General features: G+C 64.8%; 11 protein-coding genes. 4 read left to right on the forward strand and 7 right to left on the reverse strand.

Translation table 11 applies throughout. The features are described from left to right. The first annotated feature begins 121 nt into the window (after positions 1-121). A complete protein-coding gene (locus D9M09_RS00970) occupies positions 122-3160 on the forward strand; it encodes a sensor domain-containing diguanylate cyclase (RefSeq protein ID WP_070312565.1) in 3039 nt (1012 codons plus the stop codon). On the opposite strand, the gene D9M09_RS00975 is transcribed toward D9M09_RS00970, so the two are convergent. Then, positions 3161-3535, reverse strand: coding sequence for a hypothetical protein (locus D9M09_RS00975; RefSeq protein WP_083287436.1), 375 nt, complete (start codon positions 3533-3535; stop codon positions 3161-3163). It abuts the gene before it with no gap. Between the two features lie 212 nt (positions 3536-3747). On the opposite strand from D9M09_RS00975, the gene D9M09_RS28705 reads away from it, so the two are divergent. Next, the gene (locus D9M09_RS28705) at positions 3748-3984 is read left to right on the forward strand and encodes a hypothetical protein (protein ID WP_162995535.1); all 237 of its coding nucleotides are present in this window, start codon (positions 3748-3750) and stop codon (positions 3982-3984) included. Between the two features lie 121 nt (positions 3985-4105). Further along, on the forward strand, positions 4106-4615 hold the full coding sequence (locus tag D9M09_RS00980) for a hypothetical protein (RefSeq protein ID WP_070312566.1): 510 nt from the start codon (positions 4106-4108) through the stop codon (positions 4613-4615). Positions 4616-5158: 543 nt separating this feature from the next. Here the strand turns inward: D9M09_RS00980 and D9M09_RS00985 are convergent. The 5 genes from D9M09_RS00985 to D9M09_RS01005 form a co-directional block, all read right to left on the reverse strand. After that, positions 5159-8299 (reverse strand): efflux RND transporter permease subunit, encoded by a 3141-nt coding sequence (locus D9M09_RS00985; RefSeq protein WP_121668385.1) that lies wholly within the window; start codon positions 8297-8299, stop codon positions 5159-5161. Between the two features lie 25 nt (positions 8300-8324). Then, positions 8325-9542: an efflux RND transporter periplasmic adaptor subunit gene (locus D9M09_RS00990; RefSeq protein ID WP_121668386.1), complete on the reverse strand. Its 1218-nt coding sequence runs from the start codon at positions 9540-9542 to the stop codon at positions 8325-8327. 12 nt (positions 9543-9554) lie between these two features. After that, on the reverse strand, positions 9555-10787 hold the full coding sequence (locus tag D9M09_RS00995) for a TolC family protein (protein ID WP_162995536.1): 1233 nt from the start codon (positions 10785-10787) through the stop codon (positions 9555-9557). A gap of 105 nt (positions 10788-10892) precedes the next feature. Then, on the reverse strand, positions 10893-11255 hold the full coding sequence (gene czcI / locus D9M09_RS01000) for a cation efflux protein, CzcI family (RefSeq protein WP_070312569.1): 363 nt from the start codon (positions 11253-11255) through the stop codon (positions 10893-10895). Between the two features lie 29 nt (positions 11256-11284). After that, positions 11285-12832 (reverse strand): C13 family peptidase, encoded by a 1548-nt coding sequence (locus tag D9M09_RS01005; RefSeq protein ID WP_070312570.1) that lies wholly within the window; start codon positions 12830-12832, stop codon positions 11285-11287. A 185-nt stretch (positions 12833-13017) separates the two neighbouring features. Here D9M09_RS01005 and D9M09_RS01010 point away from each other — a divergent pair, with 185 nt between their 5' ends. Next, positions 13018-14964 (forward strand): GAF domain-containing sensor histidine kinase, encoded by a 1947-nt coding sequence (locus tag D9M09_RS01010; protein ID WP_121668387.1) that lies wholly within the window; start codon positions 13018-13020, stop codon positions 14962-14964. Between the two features lie 522 nt (positions 14965-15486). On the opposite strand, the gene D9M09_RS01015 is transcribed toward D9M09_RS01010, so the two are convergent. Then, positions 15487-16998 carry a DUF3369 domain-containing protein gene (locus D9M09_RS01015; RefSeq protein ID WP_070312571.1) on the reverse strand — a complete coding sequence of 504 codons (1512 nt, stop codon included), beginning with the start codon at positions 16996-16998 and terminating at the stop codon, positions 15487-15489. Positions 16999-17206: the final 208 nt, after the last annotated feature.

A 17206-nucleotide genomic window follows, 5' to 3' on the forward strand; every position in this document is an offset into this window, starting at 1 on the left:
AAGGCCGCCCGCTGTAACGTACTATCATTCTCATCGACTACCGATGGTAATCGTGCAGCCCGCTGCCAGCCATGTTGCCGGCAGTGTCGCGGTTTGATGTCGTCCTGCCTGTCAGCCTGCCATGTCTACACGCGCGTCTTCGTCGTGGTTTTCCCGGCCAGTGTCGCACTGGGTGGGGCCGCGCGCCTTGGCCACGCTGGTGCTGGCGCTGTGCCTGGGATTGACGTATGGCGCCTGGCGCAATGCCCACGACGCCAGCGAACAGCAGGTGCAGGCTGATTTCGATTTCCGCGTGCGCGAACTGGTGAACAACATCGCCGGCCGCATGCGGACCTATATCCAGGTGCTGCACGGGGTGCAGGGACTGTATGCCAGTTCGCAGGAAGTCACGCGCCGCGAATTCCATGCCTATCTGGCGGTGCAGCAGGTCGACCGAAACTTTCCCGGCATTCACGGCATCGGCTACCTGCCGCTGGTGCCCGGCGCCGCCCTGGCGCGGCACGAGGCCAGCGTACGCGCGGAAGGCTATCCCGGCTATGCCGTGCGTCCACAAGGCCAGCGGGTCTGGCATGCGCCCATCACGTATCTGGAACCTTTAAGCGACAGCAACCTGCTAGCCTTCGGCTATGACATCTGGTCCGAATCCGTGCGCCGCACCGCGCTCGAGCAGGCGCGCGACACGGGCCAGGCCGCCATGACAGGCAAGATACACCTGGTGCAGGATGGCGGCAGCGACCAGGCGCATGGTTTCCTGGTTGTGCTGCCCGTGTATGACAACGGCTTGCCGCATGCCAGCGTGGAGCAGCGGCGCGCCGCCTTGCGCGCCTGGGTGTTTGCGCCGTTCCGCATGGGCGACCTGATGGCGGGCGTGGGCGGCGAGGCGGCGCGCCAGCTGGACCTGGAAATCTATGACGGCGCGCAGCTGGCCGAGGCGGCCCTGATGTACGACAGCCTGCCGGGCGGCTTGTCCTCTGCCGCCTCGGACAGCCTGTTATCGCGGCAAGTCATCACCATCGCCGGCCGGCCGTGGACCTTGCGCGTGCGCGCCATGCCGGGCTTCGATGGCGAGCTGCTGGCGCGGCCGCGCCTGGTGGCCTGGACCGGTTTGCTGGCCAGCATCGTGCTGGCGCTGGCGGCCTGGCTGCTGGCGGCGGGCCGCGCCCGCGCCCAGGCGGCGCTGGCGCGCTCGAGCGAGCTGGCCGGCCAGCTCGAGCAGGGGCAGGCGAGCGTGCTGGCGATGGCCGAGGCGGCGCAACGGAGCCAGGCCATGCTGCGCAGCATCCTCGATTCGACCATCGACGGCATTCTGGTCGACAATATCAATGGCCGCATCTTTACCTCGAACCGGCGTTTCCGCGACCTGTGGCAAGTGCCCGACGCGCTCGACTGGCAAGCCGATGGCGCGGCGCTGGTGCGGCATGTGGAAGGCCTGCTGGAGCAGGCGGCGCCTTTCCTTGGAGCACGCGCCCATGCGCCGCACGGCCACCGCGAGCGGCGCGACGTGCTGCACCTGCGCGATGGACGGGTGGTCGAACAATATGTGCGCAGCATGCAGTTGGGCAATGAGCAGGCGCGCCTATGGACGTTCCGCGATATCAGCGAGCGCAGCCAGATGGAGCGGCGCGAGCATACGCGGCGGCAAGTGCTGGAAATGCTGGCCACGGGCGCGCCGCTGGAACGGGTGCTGGAAAGCGTGGTGCTCAGCGTGCAAGCCGACCATCCCGCCATGCTGTGCAGCATCTTGCTGCTCGATGAAAGCCGCCACCGCCTGGTGCTGGGCGCGGCGCCGAGCTTGCCCGCGTTTTTCAACCTGTCCAGCCACGGCCACGACCTCGACACCCTGCAGGGCGTGCATGGCATCGCCGCGCAAGCCGTGCGCGACGGCCAGCGCGTGATCGTCGGCGACCTGCATGCCAATGTGCAGGAAACGATGGAACTGGCGTACCGGGCCCAGCTGCAATCATGCTGGGCCGAGCCCGTGCGTGGCGGCTCGGGCAAGCTGCTCGGGGTGCTGATGGCGTATCACCGCCAGCCGACCTTGCCGGGCGCGGCGCATCTGGCGCGGCTCAGCGAGGCGGCGCACCTGGCCGGCATGGCCATCGAGCAGGCGCAGGTGGCGCTGGCCCTGCGCGCCGGCGAGGCGCGTTTCCGCAGCCTGTACGACCACGCGCCCGTGGCCCTGTGGGAGCAGGACTGGTCGGCCGTGCGCGCCGCGCTCGACGCGCTCGAGCAGGCAGGCGTGCGCGACCTGGGCGCCCATTTCCAGGCCAATCCGGACGCGCTGCGGAAGCTGGCGGGCCTGGTGCGCATCATCGATGCGAACGGCGCCGCGCTGGCGCAGGTGCGCGCCAACGAGGACGACCAGCGCCGCGGCGCGCTGAGCCTGGCACAGAATTTCGATGACAGCGCCTTGCCCCGTTTCGGCGATGCGTTGCTGGCGCTGGCTGGCGGCGCCCACCTGTACGAGTGCGAAAGCAGCTTCGTGCGTCTCGACGGCGCGGCGCGGCAAAATGAATTGAGCCTGCTGGTGATGCCCGGGCATGCGGACAGCCTCGATTTCGTCATGGTGTCTTCGCTCGATATCACCGAGCGCAAGCGCATGAACGCGGAACTGCTGCAGCTGGCCACCACGGATTTCCTGACCGGCTTGCCGAACCGCCGTCACTTCATGGCATCGCTGGAAAACGAGCATGCTCGCTTGCAGCGCGAGCTGGCCAGCTGCGCCAGCGTGCTGATGCTCGACATCGATCACTTCAAGCGCGTCAACGACGAGCATGGCCACGCCGTGGGCGATGCCGTGCTGCGCCACCTGGGCGCGCTGATGTGCCAGGCGCTGCGCAAGGTCGACGTGCCGGGCCGCGTGGGCGGCGAGGAATTCGCCATCTTGCTGCCGGGCACGGATCTGAGCGCTGCCGCCGTGTTTGCCGAACGGCTGCGCCGGCGCGTGGCGGAAAGTTCGCTGACCATCGATGGCGGCATTGTGCTCACCATCACGGTGAGCATCGGCATGGCCGCCATGGTCGGTACCGATGCCGATTGCGACGCCGTGCTGGCGCGCGCCGACGAGGCGCTGTACCGGGCCAAGCGGGGCGGGCGCAACCGCATCGAACAGAATGACGGCGGCGGCGACGGCGTGCTCAGCAAGTTCATGGCGCAGTGATTACAGGCTGTGCTGACGCGTCTGTGCCTGCTTGCGGTTGCGGCTGACGATCAGCCAGACGATGGCGACGGGAATCAAGAGCGGCAGCAGCACGGGCGTGCTCAAGGCCAGCGCCAGCGCCACACACAGGGCCACGACGGCGATCAGCACCACGCCCACGCCGGCCAGTACCACGCCCGTGACGACGGCGCCGCATACCAGCGCAATGGCGGCGATCAGCAAGCCGCCGCCGGCAAACACCAGGCCGAACAGCCACTCCAGCGGTCCGTCGATCTCGTCGCCGTTGAGCTGCATGTGCATGTCCGTGGCGCCGATTTTGTCGAGGAACAGGCAGGCGAGCATGACGATGAGGACGAAGGTGAGCAATTTTTTCATGGTAAGCCTCGGTGTGTGGGTGATCGGGTATTGCATGGTCACACTGTAGGCGCGCGCCCCGCTTGCCGCCAGCGGCGTGCGACAGGCCGTCATTTTCACGGTATGGAAGGCGCTGGCGGCCAGAAAAACACTGATCTGGAACAAGATTTCTTTTCTTGTAATGTGCGCAAGCCGTCCTATACTGAACACCTCAGTCTCGCAAGGAGGGCAACATGCTTTTGTTTGCAGATACCGGGGATCAATCGCTATCCCTTTTTCACCATCGAACCACGCGCCAGCGTAGCGCCACGCAGTCCTGCGCCGAGCCCGTCGGCGCGCCATCGGCGATACCGCCGATCATCATCAATCCTTTTAATTATCATGCGCCGCTGCCGGCCATCGACCCGCGCTGGGTACCGCCCGGTCCGCCGCTGACCTGGCCCAGCCGGCCTGCCATGTCCATGTGCTGACAGTTGCCTGGGAAGATGCCGGACGGAAGCGTTGAACGTTCACCCATGCCGCCGTGAAGGCGGCACGGGCGGGCGTTTTCGACTATCATGCTAGCCCCGACCTTCCATCACGAGCACCGCCATGAGTACCGATTTCCCCGACTTTTCCGAAGAAGCAGCCGAGCAGGACAATGACGCCCCGATCCAGGAGCCGCGCCTGTGGGTAGGCAATGGCTGGACGGCGCGCGTGATCAAGAACGAGGAAGATGAAGGCTGGGCCGTGGCCATGATCAAGGATGGCGAACCGGAGCCGGCCCTCGTGGGCCCGTGGACCATGGGCCGCGACAAGAAAAACCCGAAGCCGCTCGACGTCAACGCCTTCAACACCCTGGTCAAGACGGCGTCCGAGGTGCTGCGCCGCCACGAGCAGCAGCTGCATGCGCAACTGCACAAGAACCTGTTCGTCGCCACCGACGAGGGGCAGATCAAGGTGATGTTCGACATCGTGCCCGACGAAGACCACCCGTACGCGGAACTGAGCGCCTACGACGCCGACGGCGAACAGATCGCCAAGGTGCGCACCTCGGCCGCGTTCAAGTTCAACGCCACGTCCGCCGCGAACTGGATCGAAGGCGGCTACCGCCGGCCCTAAGCTGCATATTGTTGGCGCCGGTGCTGGTGTCGGATGACGCTCCTTCGGAGCTAATCCGACCTACGCCCGCGGAATCGACGCATGGACAGGTAGGTCGGATCAGGCCTGCAAGGCCGTCATCCGACGTCACCACCAGCGTCAATAATGTGTCGGATGACGCTCCTTCGGAGCTAATCTGACCTGCGTCCGCGGAATCGGCGCATGGCCAGGTAGGTCGGATCAGGCCTGCAAGGCCGTCATCCGACGTTACCGCCAGCGTCAACAATGTGTCGGATGACGCTCCTTCGGAGCTAATCTGACCTACGCCCGCGGAATCGACGCATGGCCAGGTGGGTCGGATCAGGCCTGCAAGGCCGTCATCCGACGTTACCGCCAGCGTCAACAATGTGTCGGATGACGCTCCTTCGGAGCTAATCCGACCTACGTCCGCGGAACCGACGCATGGCCAGGTAGGTCGGATCAGGCCTGCAAGGCCGTCATCCGACGTTACCACCAGCGTCAATAATGTGTCGGATGACGCGCTTGCGACCTCGGCGGCCCCCGCTAATCCGACCTGCCTCTTACGGCATACGCCAGCCGGTACAACAGCGGCAGCACCAGCAGCGTCAATGCCGTCGACGATAAAATGCCGCCGATCACCACGGTGGCCAGCGGACGCTGCACTTCGGCGCCCGTGCCCGTGGCAATGGCCATCGGCACGAAACCGAGCGACGCCACCAACGCCGTCATCAAGACGGGCCGCAAACGCGTGATGGCCCCCTCGCGTATCGCATCCTGCAAGGGCATGCCCTGTTCGCGCAGCTGGCGGATGTAGGCGATCATCACCAGGCCGTTGAGCACGGCCACGCCGGACAGGGCGATGAAGCCGACTGCGGCCGAAATCGACATGGGAATGTCGCGCAGCCACAGGGCGACGATGCCGCCCGTCAAGGCGAACGGGATGCCGCTGAAGACCAATAAGCCATCTTTCACGTTGCCGAACATGGCAAACAGCAACACAAACACGAGCGCCAGCGCCACGGGCACCACCAGTTCCAGGCGTTTCGTGGCCGACTGCAATTGCTCGAACTGGCCGCCCCAGCTGGTCCAGTAGCCGGCAGGAATGGCCACCTGCGATTGCAACTGCTGCGTGGCGTCGGCCACGAAGGAGCCGATATCGCGCCCGCGCACGTTGGCGCTGATGACGATGCGGCGCTTGCCGTCTTCGCGGCTGATCTGGTTCGGCCCCGGCGCCACTTGCAGGCTGGCCACTTCACCGAGCGGGATGAAGCGGGCACGGCCTTCCGCCGCCGCGCCCAGGGGCAGGGCGATGGGCAGGCGTTTGAGTTGCTCCAGGTCGTTGCGCAGGCTGTCGGGCAGGCGCACGACGATGTCGAAGCGGCGGTCGCCCTGGAACAGGGTGCCCGCCTCTTGCCCGCCGATGGCCGTGGCGATCGCCGCTTGCACGTCGGCAATATTGAGGCCGTAGCGGGCCGTCTGCTCGCGGTCGATCTGCACCGTCAGCATGGGCAGGCCCGTCGTCTGCTCGACTTTTACCTCTGTTGCGCCCGGAATCTTGCCCAGCACGCCCGCAATCTTCGCCGCCGTGCTGTCGAGCACGCTCATATCGTCGCCGAACAGTTTCACGGCCACGTCGCTGCGCACGCCGGAAATCAGTTCATTGAAGCGCAGCTGGATCGGCTGCGAAAACTCATAGTTATTGCCCGGCAAGCTCGTGGCCGTCGCTTCGATTTCAGCCAGCAATTGCTCGCGCGACTTCTTCGGTTCCGGCCATGCGTCGCGGGGTTTCAGCATGATGTAGCCATCGGAAATATTCGGCGGCATGGGGTCGGAGGCGATCTCGGCCGTTCCCGTACGGGCGAACACGCGCGCGATTTCCTTGTGGTTTGCCATCAGCTTGCTTTCCAGCTGCTGCTGCATGGCCAGCGATTGCGTCAAGCTGGTGCCGGGGATGCGCAGGGCCTGGATGGCGATGTCGCCCTCGTTCAGGCTGGGCACGAATTCGCTGCCCATGCGCGTGGCCAGCAAGCCGGACAGCACGACGGCTACCGCCGCGCCCGTCAACACGACGGGCGTGTTGCGCATCACCTGGTCCAGCAGCGGCGCATACCAGCGCTTGGCGGCGCGCATGATGGCGTTTTCCTTCTCCGCCACCTTGTCGCCGATAAACAGCGCGACGGCGGCGGGAATGAAGGTGATCGACAGCAGCATGGCGCCGAGCAGGGCGATGACCACCGTCAGGGCCATCGGCGTAAACATGCGGCCCTCCACGCCCGTCAGCGCGAAGATGGGCAGGTACACGACCATGATGATCAGCTGCCCGTACAGCAAGGGGCGGCGCGCTTCTTGCGATGCCGCAAACACTTCATGAAAACGCTCCTGCAAGGTCAGCGGCCGTCCCAGCTTCTGCTGCGCATGGGCCAGGCGGCGCACGCAGTTTTCCACGATGACCACGGCGCCATCGATGATGATGCCGAAATCGAGCGCCCCCAGGCTCATCAGGTTGGCGCTCACATGGTATTGCACCATGCCCGTAAACGTGAACAGCATGGCCAGCGGTATCACCATGGCCGTGATGACGGCCGCGCGGATATTGCCGAGGAACAAAAACAAAATGGCGATCACCAATACCGCCCCTTCCAGCAGGTTTTTCTTCACCGTATTGATGGCCTTGTCGACGAGCACCGTGCGGTCATACACGGTGACGGCGTGCACGCCTTTCGGCAGGCTGCGGTTGATTTCGATCATCTTCTTATCGACGGCTTGCGACACGGCGCGGCTGTTCTGTCCGATCAGCATGAAGACGGTACCGAGCACCACTTCGCGGCCGTTTTCCGTGGCCGCGCCCGTGCGCAGCTCGCGCCCCAGCACCACGTCGGCCACGTCGCGGATGCGGATCGCCACGCCCTGCACATTGGCGACGACGATGTTGCCGATGTCGTCCTTGGACGCCACCTGGCCCGGCGCGCGTATCAGCAGCTGCTCGCCCTGCTTTTCGATGTAGCCGGCGCCCACGTTGCTGTTGTTGCGCTCGAGCGCCGTCACCACGTCTTGCAGGCTGATGCCGTAGGCGGCCAGTTTTTCCGGATACGGCGCCACCTGGTATTGCTTGGCGTAACCGCCGATGGCATTGATTTCCGTGACGCCCGTGACATTGCGCAACTGCGGCTTGATGATCCAGTCCTGGATTTCGCGCAAGTCCGTCGGCGTGTACGGCGTGCCGTCGGGCTTTTTCGCGCCCTCCTGCGTTTCCACCGTCCACAGGTAGATTTCACCGAGACCCGTGGAGACGGGCCCCATCTTGGGCGTGATGCCGGCCGGCAAGCTTTCCCTGGCTTCCTGCAGGCGTTCGTTGATCATCTGGCGGGCAAAATAGATGTCCGTGCCATCCTTAAAGATCACGGTCACTTGCGACAAACCATAGCGCGACAGCGAGCGCGTCTGCTCCAGGTTGGGCAAGCCGGCCATGGCCGTCTCGATGGGGAAAGTGACTCGCTGCTCGGTTTCCAGCGGCGAATAGCCGGCGGACTGGGTATTGATTTGCACCTGCACGTTGGTGATGTCGGGCACGGCGTCGATGGGCAGCTTTTGATAGCTGTAGATGCCCAGGCCGGCCATCGCGGCCACGGCCAGCATCACCAGCCAGCGCTGGTCGATGGCGAAGCGGATCAAGCGTTCAAACATGATGGTTTCCTTAGCTTTGACGTGATCAATGTTCGTGGCCGGCGGAGTCCTTGCCCAGCTCGGACTTCAGGACAAAACTGCCTTGCGCCGCGTACGGCGTGCCGGCGGCCAGGCCCTGCTTGATGTGCGTCAAGGTGCCATCGCTGCGGCCCAGCACCACGGGCGTGGCCTGGTAGCCCTCCTTGACCTGCACGAAGACGACGGGCTTGTCTTCCACCGTCTGGATGGCCGTGCTCTGCACGGTAACGGGCGCGTCCGCTTCGCCGGACACCACTTCCACCGTGACGAACAGGCCCGGGCGCCAGGCCATGTCCGGGTTCTGCAAGCTGATGCGTGCCTTGGCCGTGCGCGTCTGCTCGCCCAGCAGTGCGCCCACGTAGGTGATCGTGCCTTGCGCGCTGGCGTCGAAAGCGCTGGCTTTGACTTCTGCCTTGCCTCCCATGCGCACGGTGGCCAGGTCTTTTGCCGGCACGGCGATTTCCGCCCACACGGTCGACAGGTCGGAAATGACGAAGATGTTCGCGTCTTCCTTGACGGCTTCACCCAGGGTGATGTGCTTTTCCAGCACCATGCCGTCGAACGGCGCGCGGATCTCGTAGCGGTTCAGCGGCCCTTTGCTGGCCCCGGTCCCGGCGCCGCTGGCGCCCAGCGCGCTGAGTTTTTGCTGCGCATTCTGCACGGCGATTTCCGCCTCGCGCCACGCCTGCTGCGCCTGCAGGTAATCCTGTTCGGCCGAAATTTTCTCGCGCCACAGTTTTTCTTCGCGCTCGTATGTAGAGCGGGCCAGGGAGAGCCGCCGCTGCGCCGACAGCAGCGCGCTACGCTGTTCCGACAGTTCCGTGCTGGCGATGACGGCCAGTACCTGCCCCTTTTTCACCAGCTGGCCCAGGTCCGCCTGCACGGCTTCCACCACGCCGGCCAGACGGGGCACGACGTGGGCCGTGCGGTCTTCATTGAAACGGATTTCGCCGGGCAGGGCGACCGTCGTCTTGATGCGGCCGGGCGCGGCCGTGGCGATGACGACGCCGGCCGCGCGGCTTTGCGCCGCCGTCAATTCCAGCTTGCCTTCCACTTCCTCGTGGCCGTGTTCGTCTTTCTTTTCAGCGTGGGCTTCCACCTTGACGGCGGTGGACGGCGCGGTCCTGGAATTGCCCGTGCCGAGGATGAGGATGGCCAGCACGATGCCGGCGGCCGCGATGGAAGCGATGGCGATCGCCTGCTTTTTGTTCAGTGTGATGTTCATGGAGGGTATTCCTTACAGGGGAGCTGGTGTGCCCAGCAGGCGCTCGATCTCGGCGGCGGCGTGCTGCGCTTCCGTCAGCGCGCGCAGGTATTGGTTTTTGGCTTGCAGCAAGGTGCGCTGGGCATCGAGCACGTCGAGGAAGGCGAACTTGCCGAACTCAAAGCCCTTGCTGGCCGCGTCGTAGGCGCTTTGGGCGCCGGGCAAGATATCCAGGCGCAAGCTTTCCACGTCGAGCCGGGCCGTGGCCAGGCGTTCGCTGGCGGCGGCCACGTCCGTCTGCACGGCGATGCGGGCGGCGGCCAGCTCGTCGCTGGCCTTGTCGCTGCGGCGCAAGGCGTCGAGCTTGTTGCCGGCATTGCGGTCGAACAAAGGCAGCGGCAGGGCCAGGCCGATGATGGCCTGGTTGCGGCCCAGTTCTTCCGAGCGCTTCATGCCGATGCTGAGCGTGACGTCGGGCGTGGCGCGCCGCTGTTCCACGTCCAGCATGGCTTGCCGCTGGGCCAGCGCGCTGCGCGCCTGGCGCACGGCCGGCGCTTGCTCCAGCCGTGCCGCCAGTTCGCTGCGTGGCGGCAGCTCGGGCAAGGTTTCCAGGCGACCCTCGGCTACGCTAAAGCGGGGCGCGGCATTGCCCCACAGGGCGGCCAGGCGCTTGCGGGCGCTGGTCAGCGTGCTGCGGGCCAGGTTTAGTTCCAGCCGCACGCTCGCTTCGGCAACCCTGGCGCGGGTTTCCTCGACAGGCGAGGCCTTGCCGGCCGTCACCCGGCGCGCCGTGATGTCGCTGGCGCGCGCGGCCAAGGCTTGCGCGCTGTCGGCCAGGCGCAAGCCTTCCTGCGCCGCCAGCACGTCGACAAAGGCGGTGGTCACTAGCGCGCGCGTGTCGGCTTGCTGCAGTGACAGGCCGGCCTGCGCCAGTTCCTGGCCCTGCTGCGCGACGGCGGCGCGCGCACCCCGTTTGCCGCCCAGTTCTATGAGCTGGTTCAGTTGCACGGTGGTGCTGCGCGTGGCGCGCCGCGTGTCTTCCAGCACGGTTTGCAGTTCCGGGTTGGGCAGGGCGCGCGCCTGCTGCAGGGCGCCGCCCTGGGCCGCCAGTTCATGGCGGGCGGCCGACAGGGTGGCGTTGCCGCCTTCGGCCAGCAGCAGCGCGGCGGGCAGGGTCAGGGGACCGGCGGGTTCCGCAGGTGTTTGCGCATGGGCAAAGTTGCCGGCCAGCAGGCCAGCGGAAAGTAACAAGATGATTTGGTACATCGAATTCTCCAGGGAATGGAAAAAGAATTCGACGGGACGCGCAGGCTGGCGCCTGCTTTAGTCAGGCCCGCATATTGCGATCAGTGAAAGAAGCGTCCCGTCGGCCTAGATGGCCGACGACCAGTCAGGGCGCTTGGGAGCGTCCGGGATGTGGGAAGCGTAAAAGAAGGGGGACGTGTCCGCGTTGACGGACGCCATGTCGCCGACGGGCAGGCTGGAGCCGGCCGGCAGCCATGCGTGGCCGATGCCATGGCAGACATTGCAATCGCTGTGCGGCTGGCCTTTTTTCTGCTGCTCAGCTTTATCGCCGGCGGGTTGTTTGTCCGCATCGGCCTTGTGCTGGTGGCTGTGGTGGCCCAGGTGCTGCGCCGCCTTGCCCTCCTCGTGCAGGCAATACGCGCTCGCCGCGGCCCAGGACATCTGGAGCGGAAGCACGAACAGCAGCAAAATGAGGAAGAATCGGCGCATGGTGACGGCTATTGTACAGAAAGAAGCGCTTAGCGTGGCTGGGCGCGCCACGCCTTCAGCTGCGCGGCAATCGCCTTGCCCTGGAATAGCTGCGGCTCGGAATGCTCTTCCGCCTCCATGCCGCCTTCGAGGAAATCGGCCGCCTCGCGCGCCTGCACCAGCACCTTGGCCTTGTCGAACGCCTCGGCAAAGCCTGCGCTCTTGGGCAATGCTTCCTTGAAATACGCTTCGCTGAAGTAAGTAAAATCGTTCTGGTCGTCGCAGCCGAACGAGGTGCGGTCGCTGCGCGCGGCCGTGATGATGAGGGTATTGTCATCTTTTAATGGCGCAATGAAGCCGCCCGCATAGCAGGCCGAGATCACGATGACTTTCCAGCGGATGCCGCTGTGCTTGAGCATGCCCGCCAGTTCCTGCGCGGGCAGGCCGTGCAAATCCATGCCGTTTTGCGCCAGCGCCAGTTCGTGCTCGGGCGAGCCGTGGCTGGTGAGGAATAAAAACAGGATGTCGTTGGCCTTGTCCATCTTCGCGCCCAGGGCGTCGAGGCTGGCGGCGATGCTGGTGCGCGTGGCCATCGGCTGCTGCGCCACCGTGTTGCGGCTGTTGACCAGCATCAGGGAGCGGCCCACGGTGCCGTAATCGCGGTCGAACTGGCGCTGCACGAAGGCCGTTTCGCGGTGAAACACTTCCTGCGCGCCATCGCCAGCCACGCCCAGCAGGTACAGGTTGATCTTTTTTGCCGCATCGCGCGGCGCGATCCGGGCCAGGGCGCCGTCGAGCAGGGTGCGCTGGTTGTACAGGGCCAGCTCGATATTGTCGCGCGTGAGCTTGTCTGCGGCCGGGTCGTCCAGCTGGCCTTCCGTCCAGTTGCCGCTGTCTTCGCGGCGGCCGTCCGCCTGCGCCACGGCGTAGCGCAGCACGCCCTTGCCGTCGAACTGGCCATTCTTGAAGCCGCCCCGGTATTCGTCGCCGTCGGCCGTGCGCAGCACGCCTGTACCCTCGAATTTCCAGTCTTTCAGCTCGCCTTCATAGTGGATGCCGTCGCTGGTGGTGACCTTCGCCTTGCCCTGCACCTGTCCCTGGACGAATTCGCCTTCGAAGACGGTGCCGTCCGTGTCGGTCAGCTTGCCGGCGCCGTGCGGGCGCCAGTGCTTGAAATGGCCCTCGAAGGTGGCGCCGTCGGCGCCCTGGAAGCGGCCTTGCCCCTCGAAGCTGCCGTTGACGAAGCTGCCCGCATAGATTTCACCCTTGGGCGAGGTGTAGCGGCCGATGCCGTCGAAGGCGCCCTGGCGGAAGGCGCCCGTGTATTCGACGCCGGACGCCTGGCGCAGCTTGCCCTGGCCGGAAAACACGCCGCGCGCGAAGCCCCCTTCGTAAAACGCGCCGCTCGCGTATTCGAGCCGGCCCTGGCCGTGCATCTTGCCCGCGACGAGGGGACCGAAATAGCGTCCGCCATCGGCCGTTTCCGCCGCCGGCGCCTTGGCTGGCGCGGCGCACAATGGCGGCATGCCCAGCGCGGCAAAGGCCAGCAGGCCGGCGAGGGTGTAGGGGCGAAGCGAGGCGCGTAGCGTGGCAGTCATGAGGACGGTCTGGTCTGTAGGAAGGGGCCTAGTCTGCCACTGTATCGGCCAGGTGGCAAATGCGCGCGTGGCGAGTGTTGCTATCGCTCAAGGCAAGATTCTGCGTTTTATGCCGTGCCAAGGCTGGGCTGAACTGATAATATTGATTTTCAGAACATATACTTGCACAAGGTACATAGTCACCCATGGAAAGCCGTCTCAGCCGCCTGGAAGCCGTTCAAACCGTGTTGCTGGAAATCGGGCAGCGCTCGAGCACCTGCAGCGATATCAGCGAATTCCTGCAGGCGGTGCATGCGGCGCTGGGACGCATCATGTATGCGGCCAACTTTTACGTGGCGCTCAGCGACCGCGACGACGGCCTCGTGCGCTTTCCCTACTTTGTCGACGAATTCGACGCCGCGCCCGATCCGGACGAGGGCGTGCGCCTGGCCAGCGCCGCGCAGTCGCCCACGGCCTGGGTCATCGTCAACCGCAAGCAGCTGGTGATGACGGCCGACGACGACGCCATGCGCGCCATCGGCGGCGGCGCATGGGGCGGCGGCACGGCGGCCGAGCACTGGATCGGCTGCCCGCTGCTGGACCAGCAGCACCAGGTGCTCGGTGCCATCGTCATCCAGAGCTACGACGCCCAGCACCGTTTCAGCCTGGAAGACCAGGCCCTGTTCGCGCTGATCGCCACGCACGTGTCGAGCGCCCTGCAAGGCATGCAAAGCATGGACCGGCTGGAAAAGGCGGTGCAGGAGCGCACGGCCCTGCTGGCGCACGAGGTGGCCGAGCGCCGGCGCGCGGAAAACCTGCAGCATGCGCTGTATGAAATCGCCAACCTGTCGGCGCAGGCGGCCGACGCGACGACCCTGTATGCGCGCCTGCACGCCATCATCAGCGAACTGGTGACGGCAAAGAATTTCCTCATCGCCCTGTACCACCCGGACAACAAGGACATCACGATCCCGTATTTCGTCGACGAGAAAGATGCGCAGGCGCCCGTAAAACGCTTTCATTACGGCATCGGCATGAGTTCCTATGTGCTGGCGCGCCGGCAGGCGTGCCTGCTCGATGCGGACAGCTATTCGGCGCTGGTGGCCAGCGGCGAGATGGACGAGCCGCTGGGCAATGTGGGCATCGCCAGCTGGATGGGCGCGCCCATGCTGCTGGGCGAGAGAAAGTATGGCGTGATCATCGTGCAAAGCTACGACGAATCCGTCGTGTATGGGCAGGCGGAACTGGACGTGCTGGCCTTCATGGCCAGCCATGTGGCCGTGGCGATGGCCCGCATCCAGGCCGACAGCGCCATGCGCCAGGCCAAGGAAGCGCTGGAAGAGCAGAATGCGGCCCTGAACAGCGCCTTGAGCGCCTTGCAGGAAGCGCAGTCGGAACTGGTGCGCCAGGAAAAGCTGGCATCCCTGGGACGCCTGGTGGCGGGCGTGGCGCATGAAATCAATACGCCGCTGGGCATCTGCGTGACGGCCACCAGCCACCTGGTGCAGGAATTGAAGCTCACGCGCGAAGACCTGGACGGCGGCCAGCTCGATGAAGACGGCTTGCGGCAATTTTTCGACATCATTGACCAGACCTTGCGCATCATGACGACGAACACGCAGCGCGCCGCGGCGCTGGTGCGCAGCTTCAAGCAGGTGGCCGTGGACCAGTCCTCGGATGAGCTGCGCAGCTTTAACTTGCGCAAATACCTCGATGAAATCCTGCTGTCCTTGCAACCCAAGCTCAAGGGCAAGCCGGTCAAGGTGGAGATCGACTGCGCGCCCGAGGTGCAACTGCGCAGCTATCCGGGCGCCGTCTCGCAGATCGTCACGAACATGGTGGTCAATTCACTGGTGCACGGCTTTGCGGAAGGCGAGCCGGGCAGGATCAAGATCAGTGCCAGGACGGCTGGCGACATGCTGGAACTCGACTACAGCGACGACGGCATGGGCATGGACAGCGCCACCCTGGGCCAGTTGTTCGATCCCTTCTTCACGACCAAGCGGGGCTCGGGCGGCAGCGGCCTCGGTGCGCACATCCTGTACAACCTGGTGACGGGGCCGCTGGGCGGGACGGTGAAGGTGGTCAGTGCGCCGGGGATGGGGTTGCATTACAAGATACGCTTTCCGCTGGAGCCACGTAGGTCGGATTAGCGGCAAGGCCGCGTAATCCGACGCCGGCGGCTAGGCTAAAAACGGCGGGCCGGAGACGCGGGCCTGAGAAAATGCCGATGGCGGCGTTGCGGCTCCTTGCCGTACATGCGTACTGTCTGCGTCGCCGCGCCTTGCCCTCGATATTTTTCAGGCCCGCTTGGCCAGGAATACCTGTGTTGGGGGCTTGGGCCGAAGCGTGTTTTGCTGGTGTGCAGATCGCGTAATCCGACAACATCGTTGGCGTGGCTGCCGGTGGTGTCGGATTACGGCCTGCGGCCTAATCCGACCTACGCCAGCTTTTTATCGGGGAAGCGTTAGTTCAAGGCATGCCAGGTAGGTCGGATTAGCGGCAAGGCCGCGTAATCCGACAACACCGTTGGCGTGGCCGGTGGTGGTGTCGGATTACGGCCTGCGGCCTAATCCGACCTACGCCAGCTTTTAATCAGGGAAGCGTTGATTCAACGCCAGCCAGGTAGGTCGGATTAGCGGCAAGGCCGCGTAATCCGACACCACCGCCAGCTTTTAATCGGGGAAACGTTGATTCAGCGCCAGGGCCTCGTCCAGGTTCGCAATCAGCAACTCCACATACTGCGGGTCCAAATGGCTGCCGCTCACTTCACGCAGGTAGCCCACCACGCGCTCGAGGGGCCAGGCATCCTTGTAGCAGCGCTTGTGCATGAGGGCGTCGAAGACGTCGGCGACGGCGGCGATGCGCGCGTATTTGTGGATGTTGTCGCCCACCAGCCCTTGCGGGTAGCCGCTGCCGTCGAATTTTTCATGGTGCTGGTGGGCGATCACGGCGGCCGCTTTCAAGAGCGGGCGCTGCGAACCGTCGAGGATGGACATGCCCACCGTCGGATGCTGCTTCATGATTTCCCACTCGGCCGCGTCGAGCTTGCCAGGTTTCAGCAGCACGGCATCGGGCGTGGAAATCTTGCCGATGTCGTGCATGGGCGCCGCGTGGCGCAGCACCATGGTTTCTTCTTCCGACATGCCGGAGGCCTGCGCCAGCAGCTGGCACACTTCGGCCATGCGGCGCACGTGGTTGCCGCCTTCGTGCGAGCGCGATTCGACCACGTCGCCGAGGCGCAGGATCAGCTCGGCCTGGGTATCGGTGATTTCCTGCGTCAGCAGGATGTTGTCGAAGGCGATCGCCACGCCGGAACAAAATACTTCCAGCAGCTGCGCGTCGAGGTCGGAAATTTCTTCCACGCCCTTGAGCACCAGCAGGGAGGCCTTGCCGCTGCTGTTGGGGAAATAGCCGACATAGGTGTCGCCATGCAGGCGCGAAATTTTATTGCTCTTGGCGTCGTCCAGCTGCGACAGCAGGGACGGGCTGAGGATGCCGCCATCGGCTTCATGGTCGCCGATCTGCGCGAGGATTTCATAGTCCTGCTCGCCCGTGATGGCGCTGGCGCCGCGCAGGCGCAGCAGCATGCTCGTTTCCAGGCGCAGCAGGGCGACGACTTGCTGCAGCAGGCCGCTGGCGAAGTCGCGCAGGTTGCGCTGCTTGAAAATGTGCGCCGAGGCGGCGATGACGCGCTCGAGGCCTTCGCGGTAGTGCAGCTGGGCCTGGCGCGCCTCTTCCACCTTCATGATGTCGCGGTAGGCGCGCAGGGCGGCAAAGGTGGTGGTAAACAGCTTGGTGCGGTCGAGCTCGGTTTTTTCCTTGTAGTCGTTGATGTCGTAGTTGACGATCACCCGTTCTTCCGGCGCCTGTCCCGGCTGCCCCGTGCGCAGCACGATGCGCGTAAACTGGTTGCCCAGGTCTTCGCGCATCCAGCGCGCCACCTCCAGGCCGCTGTCTTCGCGTTCCATCACCACGTCGAGGAAGACGAGCGCGATGCCTTCTTCGCGCGCCAGCACCTGCTTGGCCTCGGCGCCGCTGTACGCGTGCACGAAGCTCAGGGCGCGGCCCTCGAGACGGAAACGGCTCAGCGTGAGTTCGGTGATGTCGTGGATGTCGGGTTCATCATCGACGAGCAGGACTTTCCAGGGAGGTAACTTGGGCGATGCAGATGACAAAAATGACATAAGGGCGAGTTCCGCTAAAAGGCATAACTGACGCAATGCTGAGACGCCCGCGCCAGGAATTCCTGTGCGCCATGACCGGCGTTGCGCGTTTTTCGGGCGCATTCTGTCGATTGTAGACCGACCGCTAAGTATTAACAATAAGCAAGAAAAATTGACTAAAATCATGCAACACACGTGCTAAAAAAGCACTTTAAATCCATGCTGTCTA

Source organism: Janthinobacterium agaricidamnosum (assembly GCF_003667705.1).
Taxonomy (GTDB): domain Bacteria; phylum Pseudomonadota; class Gammaproteobacteria; order Burkholderiales; family Burkholderiaceae_D; genus Janthinobacterium.

Bases quoted from the DNA above. Each gene is read 5' to 3' on its own strand.
- D9M09_RS00970 (WP_070312565.1), top strand. From the start codon at position 122: ATGTCTACACGCGCGTCTTCGTCGTGGTTTTCCCGGCCAGTGTCGCAC.
- D9M09_RS00975 (WP_083287436.1), bottom strand. From the start codon at position 3,535: ATGAAAAAATTGCTCACCTTCGTCCTCATCGTCATGCTCGCCTGCCTG.
- D9M09_RS28705 (WP_162995535.1), top strand. From the start codon at position 3,748: ATGCTTTTGTTTGCAGATACCGGGGATCAATCGCTATCCCTTTTTCAC.
- D9M09_RS00980 (WP_070312566.1), top strand. From the start codon at position 4,106: ATGAGTACCGATTTCCCCGACTTTTCCGAAGAAGCAGCCGAGCAGGAC.
- D9M09_RS00985 (WP_121668385.1), bottom strand. From the start codon at position 8,299: ATGTTTGAACGCTTGATCCGCTTCGCCATCGACCAGCGCTGGCTGGTG.
- D9M09_RS00990 (WP_121668386.1), bottom strand. From the start codon at position 9,542: ATGAACATCACACTGAACAAAAAGCAGGCGATCGCCATCGCTTCCATC.
- D9M09_RS00995 (WP_162995536.1), bottom strand. From the start codon at position 10,787: ATGTACCAAATCATCTTGTTACTTTCCGCTGGCCTGCTGGCCGGCAAC.
- czcI (WP_070312569.1), bottom strand. From the start codon at position 11,255: ATGCGCCGATTCTTCCTCATTTTGCTGCTGTTCGTGCTTCCGCTCCAG.
- D9M09_RS01005 (WP_070312570.1), bottom strand. From the start codon at position 12,832: ATGACTGCCACGCTACGCGCCTCGCTTCGCCCCTACACCCTCGCCGGC.
- D9M09_RS01010 (WP_121668387.1), top strand. From the start codon at position 13,018: ATGGAAAGCCGTCTCAGCCGCCTGGAAGCCGTTCAAACCGTGTTGCTG.
- D9M09_RS01015 (WP_070312571.1), bottom strand. From the start codon at position 16,998: ATGTCATTTTTGTCATCTGCATCGCCCAAGTTACCTCCCTGGAAAGTC.